Source organism: Kitasatospora sp. NPDC018619 (assembly GCF_044391605.1).
In the GTDB taxonomy this organism is placed as follows: Bacteria; Actinomycetota; Actinomycetes; order Streptomycetales; family Streptomycetaceae; genus Kitasatospora.
On the sequence record NZ_JBISAI010000001.1, the window covers coordinates 627,504 to 643,815 of the forward strand.

Genomic DNA, 16,312 nt, shown 5'->3' on the forward strand with positions numbered 1-16,312 from the left:
GGCTACGGTCCGTACGCCGAGCCGGTACGGAGGGTGCGCCGCTCGGTCGGCTCCGGTCGCTTGCGGTCGTTTCCGATCATGTGCGGGGGTGCGGAGCGGCGCCGGAGCCGGATGTACCGAGGGGGCGCGCGGTCCCGCCTCCTCCCTGCGGATGCCGCCGCACGCCGCCGCGCGGTCGCAGTGGCGCTCTCGGGGCGTGCCGCCGCACGCCGCCGCACGACGGCCGGGGCGCTCTCGGGGCGTGCCGCCGCACGCCCCGTCGGACCCCTCCGGGTGCGCGCCGGTCAGACCGCGTGGTACCGGCCGGTGCGGGCCTCCCAGCTGAGGTAGCCGGCCAGCCAGGTGAGCAGCCCGTCGGCGTACCGTTCGGCGATCGTGCGTTCGATCCGGGAGAGGCCCAACTCACGGTGGACGTCCGGCAGTCGGTCGCGCAGGTCGGCGCAGCGGTCGACCATCAGCTGGGCCTCGGCGATCACCGCTGCGCAGGCGTCCTCGGCCGAGCAGCGCCGCTCCCGCTGGACGATCATGACCAGGTTGTTCACGTCCCCGCGCGGCGCCTCCAGCGGGTACGAGCGCACGTCGTTGCTCAGTGACGGTATGTCGGCCGCCAGCTGGCGGAGTTGACGCAGCACCGGGTGGTGCAGGACGGCCGCCGGGACTTCGAACTGGCCCAGGCGTTCGACCATGTCGAAGATGGTCTCCATCGCCGCGGTGCCCCGCCGGAGCTCCAGGTAGCCGTCGCGGTCCGGGGGCCGGGTGGAGATCCGCCCGGCGGCCTCGGCCGGATGGCTGGCCAGGTAGTACTCCCAGTTGTAGGCGGCACGGGCCTGCCAGCGGGCCGGCATGCCCTGCACACTGCGGTCCCACAGGTCGGCGAACGCGGTCTCGACCGGGGAGCGCTGGTCGGGCCGGGCGCCGTGCAGGACGGCGATCAGCCGTTCGCAGATCGGGGCCACTTCGGTGGGGCGGCGGCCGAGCGGGCCGTCGAACTGGTCGTCGAAGAGGAAGTAGAAGCCCATGAGGTCGGCGGCCAGGGCGAGTTCGTCCGGGCCGGCATCGGGGTAGCCGAGTGCGGCGAGGTCCACCACCTCCCAGTGGGCGTAGCCGGGGTGGTCGGCGTCGGGCAGCAGGGGGTGGCGGATCAGCCAGTCCCGGTGCAGTGCGGAGGCGCGCTGGCCGTGCGGACTGCGGCGGTGCGGGAACGGAATCTGAAGTGAAGTGTCGTCAGACATCGGACTCCCGGTGCAGCGGAGGGTGGGGGCACTTGGTGTTCGAGCACTGATGGTGGGGGGAGTTGGCGCGGCGGCGCGCGAACGGTGGGGGTGGGCTTGGCAAGATCATCCGCACCTCGAAGGCCGTAGGGTATCTGATGTAATGATCGGACGTTAGGGATACAGGGGAGTTGCCCCTCGCCAACAGCCCGAACCCTCACCGTCCGCCCCAGCCTGCACGAATGTCCCACGGGAAGGTTCGTACGGCGCTAATCTCGGCTCCACGCAGTGATGGGGCTGTGACGCGAGTGGGCGAGGCGGAGGCGCGACGGTGACCGAGCAGGAGAACGCGAATCGGGCGGGTGCTGGTTCCGCCCACGACGGCAGCGGTGCCGGGCCCAGGGTCCGGCTGCGTGACCGCGACGCCGAACTGCGCTCGGTGGAGGCCGCCGTCGACCGGCTCTGCCGAGGCTTCGCCGCAGGCGGCACCGAGATCGGTGACCTGCTCACCTTCTCCGGCCGCCCCGGCATCGGCAAGACCAGTCTGCTGCACGAGGTCCGGCGGCTCGCCAAGCTGCGCGACGGTACCACCGTGCTCTTCGGCCGCGGCGGCGAACGGCAGTTCAAGGAGCCGTACCACGTGCTGCGCCAGCTGCTCCAGCCCGTGCTCAGCGGCCTGGACCCGGCGGCGTTCAAGCAGGTCATGGGCACCTGGGAAGAGGTCGTCGGGCCGGCCATGGGCCTCAAGCAGCCCAAGGCCGGGGCCCGCCGGCTCGACCCGCAGGGCGTGCGCGACGGCCTCGACTACGTCCTCACCCAGCTCGCACCGCGCCGCGCGCCGATGGTGATGATCGTCGACGACCTGCACTGGGCGGACGGGGAATCGCTCTCCTGGCTGACCAAATTCGCCATTCGATCGAGTGAACTTCCCGTGCTGCTCGTGTTCGCCTTCCGGGAGGACGAGAACGACTGGCCCACCGAGACCCACGACTTCCGGCGCGACGTCCTCGCGCTCAAGGGCCGCAAGCACGAGCTCAACCGGCTCAACCTCAGCTCCGTCACCGACATGATCCGGGCCGAACTCGGCGACAAGGCCGAGGAGGCCTTCTGCTACGAGTTCTGGAACGTCGTCAACGGCAACCCCTTCGAGGTCGGCCGCCTGCTCGACCAGGTCCGCGACCAGGAGCTCGAACCGGTCGAGGAGAACTCCCGGCAGCTGCGCGAACTCGCCGTCGACGCGACCGGGATGACCCTCAAGAGCTGGCTGGACCAGCTCGGCGCCAGCACCCTGCGCTTCGCCTGGGCCTGCGCCATGCTGGGCACCGACATCCGGGTCGACCTCGCCACCCGGATCTCCACCCAGACCACCGAAGGCGCCCGCGAGTCCATCAAGCAGCTGCGCAAGCAGCGCGTGCTGACCCAGACCCCCAACGGGAACCTGGAGTTCGTCCACCCGCTGATCGCCAGCTCCATCTACAACACCATGCCGGACGCCACCCGCCTCGGCATGCACGGCATCGCCGCCGCCGAGATCGAGAACGCCGGGCTCGGCCTGCTCGCCGCCTCCCGGCACCTGGTCGAGACCCACTCCGGCGAGGGCGACGACCGGATCGTCAGGAAGCTGCGCCGCGCCGCCATCGAACACCAGCTGATCGGCGCTCCCGAAGCCGCTCAGCGCTGTCTGCACCGCGCGCTGGAGGAGCCGCCCGCCGACGAGATCAAGGCCGAGGTGCTCTACGAACTCGGCTGCTCCGCCCTGCTCACCGATCCCGTCGCGACCGTCAACCAGCTCAAGCTGGCCCTCGACCCCGACGAGGTGCCGCTGCGCCCCGAACTGCGGGTGGACGCCAACTTCCGGCTCTCCGAAGTGCTCGCCCACGCCGGTGAGCTGGGCGAGGCCGCGCTGGTCTGCCAGCGGGCCGCCGAACAGACCAGCGACCCGGCCGGGCGCCAGCGGCTCCAGGCCGCCTCGTTCATGTGGCACGCCTTCCGCAAGTCCGAGGAGGACGGCCCCGGCCGCTCCGCCCGGCTCGGCGAGATGTGCCGCAACCTGGAAGGGCGGGACGCGGCCGACCGGGCCGTGCTCGCCATGCGAGCCTGGGACCTCACCCTGCGCGGCGAGTCCTCCAGCGAGGCGCTCGCGCTCGCCGACGAGGTCCTCGACGGCGGCAGGCTGCCCAAGGGCCTCGGCTGGACTGACACCACCTGGGGCTTCGAGCTGCCCTCGATGCTCTGCCTGACGTACATCTACAACGACCGCATCGCCCAGGCCGAACGGCTGGCGGCGGACGCCATCATCCAGTTCGAGATCGCCGGTTGGAGCGGTGCCCACCGGGGCTTCGCGTACTTCCTGATGGGGCTGGCCCGCTTCCGCCGCGGTCTGCTCGCCGAGGCCGAGGACTTCCTGCGCCGGGCGTTCCGCATCTCCGAGCGGATCGGCGAGAAGCTGCCGCTGGCCTGGGACGCGGTCGGCGTGCTGGTCGACACCCTGATCGCCCGCGGGCGGGTCGCCGACGCCTGGGAGACGGCCAACGACTTCGGCTTCCACCCGCCGTACCACTCGACGGCCATGGTGCTGCCGGACGCCGCCTCGCTGTACGGCAAGCTGCTGGTCGCCAAGAACCGGTACGCGGGTGCGGCCGCCGCGCTCACCGAGGCGGGCGCCCAGCTGGCGGTCCGCGGCTGGCGCAACACCGTCTGGGCGCCCTGGGCCGGCCACCTCGCCATCGCGATCGCGGACGACGAACCCGAGCGCGCCCGGGGCTACGCCGAGCAGGCGGTCCGGGACGCCCGCACCTTCGGCACCGCCTCGGCGATCGGCAGCGCGCTGCGCCTCCAGGCGCGGGTCGAGCACGGCCGGGCGGCGGTCGAACTGCTGGAGGACGCCGTGGCCCACCTCGGGCAGTCCCCGGCCGGGTACGAGCACGCCGTGGCGCTGGTCGACCTCGGTGCCGCGCTGCGCCGGGTCGGGCGGCTGGACGACGCCCAGGAGTGCCTGTACCAGGGCATCGAGCTGGCCCAGCACTGTTCGGCGGAGGGGCTGGTCGACCGGGCGAGGCAGGAGCTGGCCAACTACGGACTGCGGCCCAACCGGGTCGGGCCGCGCGACTTCCGGGACACCATCGACACGCTCAGCAGCGCGGAGTGGGAGGTCGCCAAGCGGGCCGTGCAGGGCGTGCCGCCGCAGCGGATCGCCGACGAGCTCGGGGTGCCGATCGGCCTGGTCAACCGCCGACTGGCGGCGGTCTACCGCAAGGCGGGCAGCGGGCCGGACGGCCTGGCCTCGGCGCTCGGGCTGCCGCAGCAGCAGCGGGACCAGGGCCGGTCGGGGGAGCTGGACGACTAGCAGCGCAGGCGGCGGCGGCAGCGGGACCAGGGCCGGTCGGGCGAACCGGACGACTGGGAGCGCAGGCGGCTGCTTCTGCGGTCGGGGCCCGGCGCGCGGTGGTCGGTCGCGGCGCGCCGGGCGGCGTGCGGGCCCGCGGGAGCGCCTCCACGGCCGCTGCCGTCGCTAGGCTGACGGACACGGGGCTGCCGCGGCGCCCCTCGACGGACCCGGAACCGGGCGGCCGCGGTGCGACGCCGCCGCCAGTGAGGAGCAGGCCAATGGCGAGCGAGGCCACCAGCGTGCGGCACGAACCCCTGGACGCCTCGGGCGCGGGCGCCGCGATCGAGCGCTGGACGCTCACGGCCGGCCCGTACGAGGCGAGCGTGCTCACCCTCGGCGCGACGCTGCACACCCTGAGCGCCCCGGACCGCTCCGGCCGCTGCGCCCAACTGCTCCTGTCCACCGACCGGTTGTCCGAGATCCTCGGCCCGGCCCGGCACTACGGCACGGTGGTGGGCCGGTACGCCAACCGGATCGACCGCTCGTCGATCACCGTCGACGGTGTGGAGCACCAGCTCGCCCCGACCGGCGGCGGTATGACCCTCCACGGCGGCCCGGACGGCTTCGCGCACCGGATGTGGGCGGCCGAGCCGGTCGAGGGCGGGGTGCGGCTGGCACTGCACAGCCGGGACGGGGACCAGGGCTTCCCCGGCGCCCTGGACGTCACCGTCACCTACACCCTGGACGCCTCCGGCGAGCTGGTGATCGCCTACCGCGCCGTCACCACCAAGCCGACGGTCGTCAACCTGACCAACCACGCGTACTTCAACCTGGCGGGTGAGGGCAGCGGCGACGTGCTCGGCCACCTGCTCACCCTGGACGCCGACGCGTACACCCCGGCCGACGAGCGGCAGATCCCGTACGGCCGGACCGAGCCGGTGGCGGGCACGCCCTTCGACTTCACGGTGGCCACGCCGATCGGCAAGTCGGTGCACGACGAGCACCCCCAGCTGGTCGGCCCGGGCGGCTACGACCACAACTGGGTGCTGCGGGCCCGGCCGGCGGACGGCACCCCGGCCCGGGCCGCGCTGCTGGAGGACCCGGCCAGCGGCCGCACCCTGGAGGTGCTGACCACCGAGCCGGGGCTCCAGGTCTATACGGCGAACAAGTTCCAGGGCGCTGTGACCGGTGCGAGCGGCGTCCCGTACGGGCCGTTCGCCGGGATCGCCCTGGAGACCCAGCACTTCCCGGACTCCCCGCACCATCCGGAGTTCCCCAGCACGGAGCTGCGGCCGGGGGAGGAGTTCCGCTCCACGACCGTGCTTCGGCTGGGGGTCCGGCCCTAGCTACGGCCGCAGGTCCCGGCGCATGCAGAGCCGGGGCCAGCGGTCCAGCCCGTGCTCGGCCTCCTTGCGGCGGATCTCGCGCAGGCCCGGGGTGAGCTCCTCACCGGCCAGCGGCCGGAAGCCGCAGCGGGCGTAGTAGGGGGCGTTCCAGGGGACCTCGGCGAAGGTGGTGAGGGTGAGAGCGGGGGCGTCGGTGCTCTCGGCGAGGTGCTCGATCAGGGCCCGGCCGATGCCGCGGCGGGCGTGGTCGGGGTGGACCGAGACCTGTTCGATGTGGAGCGCGCCGTCCACCGGCTCGGCCAGCAGGTAGGCGGCGACGCTTCCGTCGGGGGCCTCGGCGAGCAGGGCGACGCCCTGGTCGAGGTAGTGCGCCAGCTCCTCCGGCGCCGGGGGCTCGTCCTCGGCGATCTCGGGCATGCCGATCGTGGCGAAGGGCGCGCCGGCGGCCCGCTCCAGCTCGGCGAGCAGCGGAAGTTCGTCCCTGGTGACGGCTCTGATTCGCATGCGTCCAGTCTGCTGCAGCGCGTTTTCGGCCACGCATGGTGGTTCCGCCGGCCAGTCCATGGAGGGGCGATCCGGGCGAATCACGGCATTTCGCACCGGCGTCGACTACCGTGCGGCAACTTCCAGGACACGCGGGCGTAACGATCGCCGTTTCTTGCAGAAACTTGCTGCAAGGACTTTCCGTCCCTCTTGCGCCGCTGTTAACTTCCTTCCCGAGCCCGACGGCAGCAACGGTGCGGTCGGCACGAGGCAGCCATTATGCGCCTGCCTCCGAACATCTCGGGCATCCCCACCCTCCCAAGGAGTTCTCATGCGGCGTGGCATCGCGGCCTCTGCCCTCGTTGTGGCCCTCGCGGTCTCGATGGCTGCCTGTGGCAGCAGCGGCTCCAGCTCCGACGGCAAGGCCGACGGGCCGGTCACCCTCACGTACTGGGACACGTCGAACGCCACCAACGAGGCGCCGAACTACCAGGAGCTCGTCAAGAAGTTCGAGGCTGCGAACCCGACCATCAAGGTCGACTTCGTCAACGTGCCGTTCGACCAGGCCCAGAACAAGCTCCAGACCGCGATGGGGGCCAAGGGTGCTCCGGACGTGTTCCGCTCCGAGGTCGGCTGGACCGCCGCCTTCGCCAAGGCCGGCTACCTGGAGCCGCTGGACGGCACCCCGGCCGCTGCCGACACCTCCGCCTTCCAGCCCAGCCTGATCCAGCAGGCCAAGTACGAGGGCAAGCTGTACGGCGTGCCGCTGGTGACCGACACCCTCGGACTGCTCTACAACAAGGAGCTGTTCACCAAGGCCGGCATCACCGAGGCGCCGAAGACCTGGGACGAGCTGAAGGCCGATGCCGCCGCCGTCACGGAGAAGGCCGGTGTGGACGGCTTCTGGCTGAAGGCCGCGGACGGCTACTACGCGCTGCCGTTCCTGTTCGGCGAGGGCACCGACACCGTCGACGCCGCCGGCAAGAAGATCACCATCACCTCGCCGGAGGCCGTCAAGGCCGTCGAGACCTACAAGACGATGTTCACCTCGCCCGGCACCGCCAAGGCCGACGTCACCACCGACGCCTACGCGCACATGATGGACGCCTTCAACAGCGGCAAGGTCGCGGCGATCATCCAGGGCCCCTGGGAGATCACCAACATCTACAAGGGCTCGGCCTTCGCGGACAAGAACAACCTCGGCATCGCGGCCGTCCCCGGCGGCACCGCCGGCAAGGGCGCCGCCCCGACCGGCGGCCACAACATCTCGGTCTACGCCGGCGCCGACAAGGCCCACAAGGCCGCCGCCGAGAAGTTCACCGCCTTCATGACCTCGGCCGAGAGCCAGGCGTTCATCGCGCAGAAGAACGCCACCCTGCCCACCCGCTCCGACGCCTTCACCGCCGACGTCAAGGCCGACCCGGGCATCGCCGGCTTCCAGACCGTGCTGACCAGCGCCAAGCCGCGCCCCGAGCTGCCCGAGTACAGCTCGCTGCTCGCCTCGCTGAACACCAACCTGGGCAAGGTCGTCCAGGGCACCAGCACCCAGGACGCGCTGAACACCGTCGCCACCGACTACGCCAAGCTCCTGCCGGGCTTCGCCAAGTAGTCCCTGCGCCCGGCCCGTCAGCCGACGGGCCGGGCCGTCGGCTCCCCGAGAACTCCCCGAGAAGGTGCAAACGATGTCAGTCGCCGTGCAGGGCGCCACCGGCAAGGGCAGCCGGGAGCGCGAGCAGCGTCCGGGCCTGCTGGAACGCGTCAAGCGCTCCTACGCCAAGCACTGGTACGCCTACGCGATGATCGCCCCGGTCGTGCTGGTGCTCGGCGTGCTGGTGCTCTACCCGCTCGCCGAGGGCATCTGGCTCACCCTCACCGACGCCAACAGCCTCAACGTGGCCCGCAAGATCGGCGTCAACGAGATCCCGGCGAGCTACCGGTTCGTCGGCTTCCACAACTACGCCGACATCCTGTGGGGCCCGGGCTCGTACGACCGCTTCTGGTCGCACTTCGTCTGGACCGTCGCCTGGACGGCCGTCTGCGTCTTCCTGCACTACTCCCTCGGCCTGGGCCTGGCGCTGCTGCTCAACCAGAAGCTGCGCGGCCGCGCCGCCTACCGGATGCTGCTCATCCTGCCGTGGGCCGTGCCGACCTTCGTCACCGTCTTCTCCTGGCGCCTGATGCTCGCCGACGGCGGCGTCGTCAACAGCGCCCTGTCCTTCCTGCACCTGCCGGAGCCGGGCTGGCTCACCGAACCGTGGGCGCAGAAGGCGGCCGCGATCATGGTGAACACCTGGGCCGGCGTGCCGTTCATGATGATCTCGCTGCTCGGCGGCCTCCAGTCGATCCCGGCCGAGCTGTACGAGGCCGCCGAGATGGACGGTGCCGGCGCCTGGCAGCGCTTCCGGTACGTCACCCTGCCCGGGCTGCGCTCGGTCTCCTCCACGGTCGTCCTGCTCGGCGTGATCTGGACGTTCAACCAGTTCAACGTGATCTTCCTGCTGTTCGGCACCGGCGCTCCCGACGCCCAGCTGCTGGTCACCTGGGCGTACCGCCTCGGCTTCGGCCAGATCCCGCGGGACTACGCGCAGTCCGCCGCCTACGGCGTGATCCTGCTGTCCATCCTGATCGTCTTCACCGCCTTCTACCGGCGCTGGCTCGCCCGCAACGAGCAGGCCAACGGCTGAGGCCCCGGACCCAGTTGACCCACGAAGGCAGGTACCCCCGATGAGCACCACCACCGAACTCCCGGCCCGCGCGGCGGCCACGGCCCCGTCGGCCCGGCCCGCCCGGGTCCGCCGCCGCGGCGAGCGCAGCCCGCTGGCCCGGGCGCTGTCCCACGGCACCCTCGTCCTGGCGGGCCTGATCGCGCTGTTCCCGGTCGCGTGGATCCTGTTCGTCTCGCTCGGCCCGGACAAGACCGACTACCTCCACCCCGGCCAGATCCTCGACAAGCTGACGCTGTCGAACTACCGGCACGTGCTGTCCGACACCGACTTCTTCACCTGGTTCGGCAACGCCCTGCTGGTCTCCGGGATCACCACCGTGTTCGGCGTGATGGTCGCCGCCACCACCGGCTACGCCGTCTCCCGGATGAAGTTCCCCGGGCACCGGCCGCTGATGTGGTCGCTGCTGGTGACCCAGATGTTCCCGATCGCGGTGCTGATCGTGCCGATGTACACGATGCTCTCCGAACTCGGCCTGCTGGACAGCTACACCGGCCTGATCCTGGTCTACTCGACCACCACCGTGCCCTACTGCGCCTGGCTGCTGAAGGGCTACTTCGACACCATCCCGGTGGAGATCGACGAGGCCGGCCGCGTCGACGGGCTCAGCCCGTTCGGCACCTTCTGGCGGCTGGTGCTGCCGCTCGCCCGCCCGGGCCTGGCGGTGGCCGCCTTCTACTCCTTCCTCACCTACTGGGCCGAGGTGCCGTTCGCCTCCACGTTCATGCTCAGCTCCGACAAGTACACCCTGGCCGTCGGTCTCCAGACCTTCGTCAGCGAGCACGACGCCCAGTGGAACCTGATGGCCGCGACCGCCGTGCTGATCGCGATCCCGTCCGCGGCCTTCTTCTACCTGGTGCAGCGCCACCTGGTCACCGGCCTGACCGCCGGTGCCTCCAAGTCGTAGCGCGCCGCCGCGTCGTCACGCGCCCGCCGCGTCGTCAGGCGCCCGCACGTCGTCGCGTGCCTCCGCGTCCCGGCGCCCTCCGCTCCTCTCTAGTCCGCAAGGGATACCGTCCATGACCCAGAACCTGGCCGACACCTCCCGGCCTGCCGCCGACAGCGCTCACGAGGCGAACGTCAGCGCGTCCAGAGGCTGGTGGCGGGACGCGGTCATCTACCAGGTGTACCCGCGCAGCTTCGCCGACTCCAACGGCGACGGCATGGGCGATCTGCCCGGCATCCGCAGCCGACTGCCCTACCTGCGCGACCTCGGGGTGGACGCGGTCTGGCTCTCGCCGTTCTACGCCTCGCCCCAGGCGGACGCCGGCTACGACGTCGCCGACTACCGCGCCGTGGACCCGATGTTCGGCACCCTGCTGGACGCCGACGCCCTGATCCGGGACGCCCACGACCTGGGCCTGCGGATCATCGTCGACCTCGTCCCCAACCACTCCTCGGACCAGCACGAGTGGTTCCAGCGTGCCCTGCGGGAGGGCCCCGGCTCCCCGCTGCGCGACCGCTACCACTTCCGCCCCGGCAAGGGCGAGCAGGGCGAACTCCCGCCCAACGACTGGGAGTCCATCTTCGGCGGCCCCGCCTGGACCCGCACCGCGAACCCGGACGGCACCCCCGGCGACTGGTACCTGCACCTGTTCGCCCCGGAGCAGCCGGACTTCAACTGGGAGAACCAGGCCGTCGCCGACGAGTTCCGCTCGATCCTGCGCTTCTGGCTGGACATGGGCGTGGACGGCTTCCGCATCGACGTCGCCCACGGCCTGGTCAAGGCCCCCGGCCTGCCCGACCTCGGCGGCGCCGACCAGCTGAAGCTGCTCGGCAACGACGTCATGCCGTTCTTCGACCAGGACGGCGTGCACGAGATCTACCGCAGCTGGCGCAGGATCCTCGACGAGTACCCGGGGCAGCGGATCGGCGTCGCCGAGGCCTGGACCCCGACCGTCCAGCGGACCGCCAACTACGTCCGGCCCGACGAGCTGCACCAGGCCTTCAACTTCCAGTACCTCGGCACCGATTGGGAGGCCGCCGCGCTGCGCGAGGTGATCGACCTCTCGCTCGACTCGATGCGTCCGGTCGACGCGCCCACCACCTGGGTGCTGTCCAACCACGACGTCACCCGGCACGCCACCCGGTTCGCCAACGAGCCCGGCCTCGGCACCCAGATCCGCACCCCCGGCGACCGCGAACTCGGCCTGCGCCGGGCCCGCGCGGCCACCCTGCTGATGCTCGCGCTGCCCGGCTCCGCGTACGTCTACCAGGGCGAGGAGCTCGGCCTGCCGGACGTCACCGACCTGCCCGACGAGGTCCGCCAGGACCCGTCGTTCTTCCGCCAGGCCGGCCAGGACGGCTACCGCGACGGCTGCCGCGTCCCGATCCCGTGGTCCGGCACCGAGGCCCCGTACGGCTTCGGCCCGGTGGCCGGCGGCCCGTCCTGGCTGCCGCAGCCGGCCGAGTGGGCCGAGCTGAGCGTCGAGGCGCAGACCGGGGACCCGACCTCCACCCTGGAGCTCTACCGCAGCGCGCTGGCCGTCCGCCGGGCGCGGCCCGACCTCGGCGCGGGGACCGGGGTCGAGTGGCTGGAGAGCCCCGAGGGCACCCTGGCCTTCCGCCGCGGCGCCTTCGTCTGCACCGTGAACACCACCGGCGAGCCGGTGCGGATCGCGGCGCCGGGCACGCTGCTGCTCGCCTCCACCGACCTGGTGGTGGACGGCGGCGAAACGGTGCTCGCGCCGGACTGCACCGGCTGGTGGGCGGTCTGACGTGGTTGGAATAGGCTCTGGGACCGTGACTACGGCGCGACTCTCAGACATCGCGGCGCAGGCGGGGGTCAGCGAAGCCACCGTCTCCCGCGTGCTCAACGGCAAGGCGAACGTTTCCGCCGCCACCCGGCAGACCGTGCTGGCGGCGCTCGACGTGCTCGGGTACGAGCGGCCGACCCGCCTGCGCCAGCGCAGCGCCGGGCTGATCGGTCTGATCACGCCGGAGCTGAGCAACCCGATCTTCCCGGCGCTGGCCCAGGTGATCGAGCAGGTGCTCAGCCGGCACGGCTACACGCCGGTGCTGTGCACCCAGACGCCGGGCGGGTCCACCGAGGACGAACTGGTGGAGATGCTGGTGGACCGGGGCGTGGCGGGCATCGTCTTCGTCTCCGGGCTGCACGCCGACACCACCGCCGACCACGACCGCTACGCCCGGCTGGCCGGGCGCGGGGTGCCGTTCGTGCTGATCAACGGCTACAGCGAGCGGATCGACGCGCCGTTCATCTCGCCGGACGACCGCGCCGCGATGTGGATGGCCGTCCAGCACCTGGCCGAACTCGGGCACGAGCGGATCGGGCTGGCCGTCGGCCAGCGCCGGTACGTCCCGGTGCTGCGCAAGATCGAGGGGTTCACGGCGGCGATGCGGGCGGTGCTCGGGCGCGGCCAGGAGGAGGCCGAGGACCTCGTCCACCACACGCTGTTCAGCGTGGAGGGCGGGCACGCGGCGGCCGGCGCGCTGCTCGACAAGGGCTGTACGGCGATCGTCTGCGGGAGCGACATGATGGCGCTCGGGGCGATCCGGGCGGTGCGGCAGCGCGGGCTGTCGGTGCCGCAGGACGCGTCCGTGGTGGGCTTCGACGACTCGCCGTTGATCGCCTTCACCGAGCCGCCGTTGACCACGATCCGGCAGCCGGTCGAGGCGATGGCCACCGCGGCGGTGGACGCGCTGCTGGAGGAGGTCGGCGGGAACGCCGCGCAGCGCGGCGAGTTCATGTTCCAGCCGGAGCTGGTGATGCGCGGGTCCACCGGGGCCTGCGCGCGTTGAGCCGCGGCCGTAACGGCCGCTGCCACGGTCGGTCGACGGGCCCCGGAGGGCGTTGCTCTCCGGGGCCCGTCGACGTGTGTGGGGCCGGCCGGACCGGCCCTCGGGAACGCCGGGACCCCCGGGGAGGAGCGACCAGACTCTCCCCGGGGGTGGCGGGTGGTCAGCGGGCGGGCGGGGGCCTGCGGCTGACGGATGACAGTGGACGGATGACAGCTGACAGATGTTGAAATCTGTCAGCTGTCAGTTGTCATCTGTCCGTGGTTCTCAGACCCGGCCGGCGAAGTCCGGGGCCCAGTTGGCGATGCTCTGCTCGCGGACGCCCGAGCTCGGGTTGGCGGCCTCGACGTACTTGCCGTTGCCGACGTAGATCGCGACGTGGTAGACGCCGGAGTCCTTGCCGTTGTTGGACCAGAACAGCAGGTCGCCCGGCTGGAGGCTGTCCAGCGAGACGTGGGTGCTGGCGGCGGCCTGGTCGGCGGCGACCCGCGGGACGGAGATGCCCGCGGCGCGCAGCGCGGCCTGGGTCAGGCCGGAGCAGTCCCAACCGCCGTTGCCGGTGCCGCCGTAGACGTACGCCTGACCGACCTTCGACTCGGCGAAGGAGACCGCGGCGGCCATGCTGCCGGTGGCGGCCGGGGCCGGGGCCGGGGCCGGGGTCTGGGCCTGCGGAGCGGGCTTGGCGGCCGGCTTGCTGGACGGCTTGGTCGCCGGGGCCTGGGTCTGGGGCTGGGTCTGCGCGGCCGGCTGGGCGTCCACGGAACCGCCGTTCGCGGACTGGCCGGACTTCTGCGAGCGGTCGAACCAGGTGAAGCCCGAGCCGGACTTGCCGTCGAAGGACAGGTGCTGGCCCGGGTAGATGCTGTCCGGCCCCTCGGTCAGGGTGGAGCGGTTGAGCTCGTACAGCCGCTGCCAGCCGCCCTGCACGTTGTGCCGGTCGGCGATGGAGGAGAGCCAGTCGCCCTCGACGACGGTGTAGTCGCCGCCCTGGGCCTGCTGCCGGCCCGTCTGGGCCCGGTCGCCGCGGTTGCCGGAGGCGGCGGAGTCCATGGCGGCCTGCGCGTCGCCCTGGGCGGGCGTGGCGGGCGTGGCGGGCTTCGCGGCCGGCGCCTGGGGCCGGGCGGGCTTGGCGGTGGGCTTCGCCGCCGGAGCGGCCGGCTTGGCGCTCTGGGCGGGCTTGGCGGCGGTGGAGCCCGAGGCGGAGCCCGCCGAGGTGTCGACGGCGGCCGGGGCGCCGCCCTTGGTGAGCCCGGCCTGGACCGAGCAGACCGGCCAGGCGCCGGGGCCCTGCGAGGCGAGGACCTTCTCGGCGATCGCGATCTGCTGGTCCTTGGTGGCCTGGTTGGCCTGCGGGGCGAAGGCGGTGCCGCCGAAGGCGGCCCAGGTGCTGGAGGTGAACTGCAGACCGCCGAAGAAGCCGTTGCCGGTGTTGATGCTCCAGTTGCCGCCGCTCTCGCACTGGGCGACCTTGTCCCAGGTGGCGACGGAGGCGGCGGAGGCGGTGCCGGAGGTGAGGCACGGGACGGTGAGGCCGACGCCGGCGACGCCGAGGGCGGCGATCACGCGACGGGTGCGGCTGGACAGGCTGGTGCCGTTGGTGCCGTTGGTGGGCAGCATGAAGACGCGGTCCTCTCCCACGCCTGCGAGGTGAGCTGTCGGATTCGGGCCGGAGTTGCCCGGCCGTGCGGTGTGCACGGCTTCACCCCTAGCCCTGGACCGTTCCGGAGAGCGGTCCGGGGCGACTTACCTGTGGGTCCCCCGCTCCTGCCGTGGTGCGTCTATCGCGCTGCCAGGACATCCGACGGCAGGACTCGGCGTCGCGGATGAACCGGGTTCGTGTGGTCACGAACGGGGAGCACGTTAATCAGACTCAAGTTCAAACTGCAAACCCTTGTGATGCGCATCACGGTTTAGTGGGAACTGCCAAAATTGCCACCCATCATGATCACAAATGATCCTTTTCAGGCAATGCTGTTGCAGAACTCCACAATTGGCTGCTCCTCAGGAGCGAGGTGACGGCGCGTCGAATCGCCCTGCGGCGCGCGTCGGCGGATGGGGGAGCGGCCGTGATGCGCCGCTGCGGATCCGCGACCGACGGCCGCTTCCTATTTCCTTTCAAATAGGCCAGAACGGACATTCCTTTGTCGTGCCCCGTGCAGCTCGGAAGGGCGGCGAGCATGCCGAAGGGCCCGGAACGGATGCCGTTCCGGGCCCTTCGGTGCACGTCGGCGGGCGCGCGGTGTCGAAATTACTGCCCGGCGGGCGCCTCGGCGGCCGCGTGGGCGCCGCGAGCGCCCTCCGGGGCCCCGTCGGCCCCGGCGGCGGCCGCCTCCGCCTCGGCCCGTGCCAGGTCCTCCGCGGAGGGCGCGGGCAGCGCGGCCAGGTAGGTCGCGGCGATCAGCTGGCCGACGGACGGGTAGGCGCCCAGCGGCGCGGCCGACGGGCAGCCGGTCTCCTCGGCGGCGGTGGCGAGCAGCTCGGAGTCTGCCTCCGGGCCGATCACCAGCGGGGCCAGCGCCGGGCGCTGCGAGCCGGTGTCCTTGAGGTGGTTGACGGCGGCGGCCACCGAGCCGGGCACGTCGAGCGCGGCGGCGACGACCGGCACGGCCAGTCGCGCGGCCAGCAGTACGCCGGTGATGCCGGCCGCGGCGGCCGCGTCCTCGCCGCCGACGGTGGTCAGCACCACGCCGTCCGCGGCGGTCGCGATGGCGAACAGCCGGGCGCGGTCGGCCCGGGCCAGCCCGGCCTCGGAGAGTCGGACGTGCACGGCCTCGGCCAGCAGCGGGTGCGGGCCCAGCGGGTCGGTGACGGGGGCTCCGTACTCGGCGGCGAGCGCGTGGAGCTCGCCCAGGAAGGCGTGCGGGCCGGGCACCAGCGGGACCAGGACGGGCATCGGCAGCCCGGCCTCGGCGGCCAGCGCCAGCAGCTCGGCCACCGTGCGGTCCTCGCCCTCCGCGGCGCCGGTGCCGTCACCGGGGAGGTAGCCGACCGCCGTCTGGACGCCGTTGTGCTCGGTGCGGACGATCGAGAGCAGCTCCTCGACCACCGAGCGGGACTCGGGTCCGGCGGGTGCGGGCACGGCGAGCACCAGGGCCGGGGCGCCGGCCGGGATCTCGGGGCGCTCGGGACGACGGTGGCGCCCCCGCGCACGGGAGCCTGGAGTGCGGACGGGCAGTGGCGCGCCCGGGATGGCTGCGGTGCTCATGCCGGAGATCGTAGGACATCGGCCCGTCCGGCTTGCAGTCGGCTGCCGTACGGGTTTCGCGCGGTCAGGGTGCGGGCGCGGTGCGGCTTCGGGGCCGGTCCGCGCGCATTGCCTACAATCCGGACATTCCTCACCCAACCCCCGAGTCGTACCCCGTGGTAGCCACAACGCGATCGGAGGGGGCGGACGTTGCGCCCGTGACGCGTGAGATGTCTCACAGCATGAGGTCGGCCTGACGGAGGGTCACGGGCGGGCGA

The 16,312-nt window shown here is 72.3% G+C and carries 11 protein-coding genes and 1 riboswitch; of the genes, 7 read left to right on the forward strand and 4 right to left on the reverse strand.

Translation table 11 applies throughout. The annotated features are described in order from the left end of the window. Positions 1-284: 284 nt before the first annotated feature. A complete protein-coding gene (locus tag ACH5AR_RS02485) occupies positions 285-1,232 on the reverse strand; it encodes a terpene cyclase (RefSeq protein WP_396299492.1) in 948 nt (315 codons plus the stop codon). A gap of 310 nt (positions 1,233-1,542) precedes the next feature. Here ACH5AR_RS02485 and ACH5AR_RS02490 point away from each other — a divergent pair, with 310 nt between their 5' ends. Both ACH5AR_RS02490 and ACH5AR_RS02495 read left to right on the forward strand, forming a co-directional pair. Continuing rightward, complete coding sequence (locus tag ACH5AR_RS02490) at positions 1,543-4,557, forward strand: ATP-binding protein (RefSeq protein WP_396299493.1); 3,015 nt, start codon at positions 1,543-1,545, stop codon at positions 4,555-4,557. 260 nt (positions 4,558-4,817) lie between these two features. Then, positions 4,818-5,885, forward strand: a complete 1,068-nt coding sequence (locus tag ACH5AR_RS02495; protein ID WP_396299494.1) for an aldose epimerase family protein — start codon at positions 4,818-4,820, stop codon at positions 5,883-5,885. On the opposite strand, the gene ACH5AR_RS02500 is transcribed toward ACH5AR_RS02495, so the two are convergent. Continuing rightward, positions 5,886-6,389: a GNAT family N-acetyltransferase gene (locus tag ACH5AR_RS02500; RefSeq protein ID WP_396299495.1), complete on the reverse strand. Its 504-nt coding sequence runs from the start codon at positions 6,387-6,389 to the stop codon at positions 5,886-5,888. A 310-nt stretch (positions 6,390-6,699) separates the two neighbouring features. Between ACH5AR_RS02500 and ACH5AR_RS02505 the strand changes: the two genes are divergently transcribed. The 5 genes from ACH5AR_RS02505 to ACH5AR_RS02525 all read left to right on the forward strand — a co-directional run bounded on the left by ACH5AR_RS02505 (position 6,700) and on the right by ACH5AR_RS02525 (position 12,853). Beyond that, a complete protein-coding gene (locus ACH5AR_RS02505; RefSeq protein ID WP_396299496.1) occupies positions 6,700-7,977 on the forward strand; it encodes an extracellular solute-binding protein in 1,278 nt (425 codons plus the stop codon). A gap of 73 nt (positions 7,978-8,050) precedes the next feature. Then, positions 8,051-9,052, forward strand: a complete 1,002-nt coding sequence (locus ACH5AR_RS02510; RefSeq protein ID WP_396299497.1) for a carbohydrate ABC transporter permease — start codon at positions 8,051-8,053, stop codon at positions 9,050-9,052. A gap of 40 nt (positions 9,053-9,092) precedes the next feature. Beyond that, entirely contained in the window at positions 9,093-9,998 is a 906-nt protein-coding gene (locus tag ACH5AR_RS02515) for a sugar ABC transporter permease (protein ID WP_396299498.1), read from the forward strand. Positions 9,999-10,110: 112 nt separating this feature from the next. Further along, a complete protein-coding gene (locus ACH5AR_RS02520; RefSeq protein WP_396299499.1) occupies positions 10,111-11,808 on the forward strand; it encodes a glycoside hydrolase family 13 protein in 1,698 nt (565 codons plus the stop codon). Positions 11,809-11,833: 25 nt separating this feature from the next. Then, on the forward strand, positions 11,834-12,853 hold the full coding sequence (locus ACH5AR_RS02525; protein ID WP_396299500.1) for a LacI family DNA-binding transcriptional regulator: 1,020 nt from the start codon (positions 11,834-11,836) through the stop codon (positions 12,851-12,853). A 264-nt stretch (positions 12,854-13,117) separates the two neighbouring features. Here the strand turns inward: ACH5AR_RS02525 and ACH5AR_RS02530 are convergent, their stop codons facing one another. Beyond that, entirely contained in the window at positions 13,118-14,488 is a 1,371-nt protein-coding gene (locus ACH5AR_RS02530) for a transglycosylase family protein (RefSeq protein ID WP_396299501.1), read from the reverse strand. Continuing rightward, positions 14,475-14,635: riboswitch (cyclic di-AMP (ydaO/yuaA leader) on the reverse strand. It overlaps the preceding gene by 14 nt. 463 nt (positions 14,636-15,098) lie before the next feature. Continuing rightward, positions 15,099-16,055, reverse strand: coding sequence for a hypothetical protein (locus ACH5AR_RS02535; RefSeq protein ID WP_396299502.1), 957 nt, complete (start codon positions 16,053-16,055; stop codon positions 15,099-15,101). Positions 16,056-16,312: the final 257 nt, after the last annotated feature.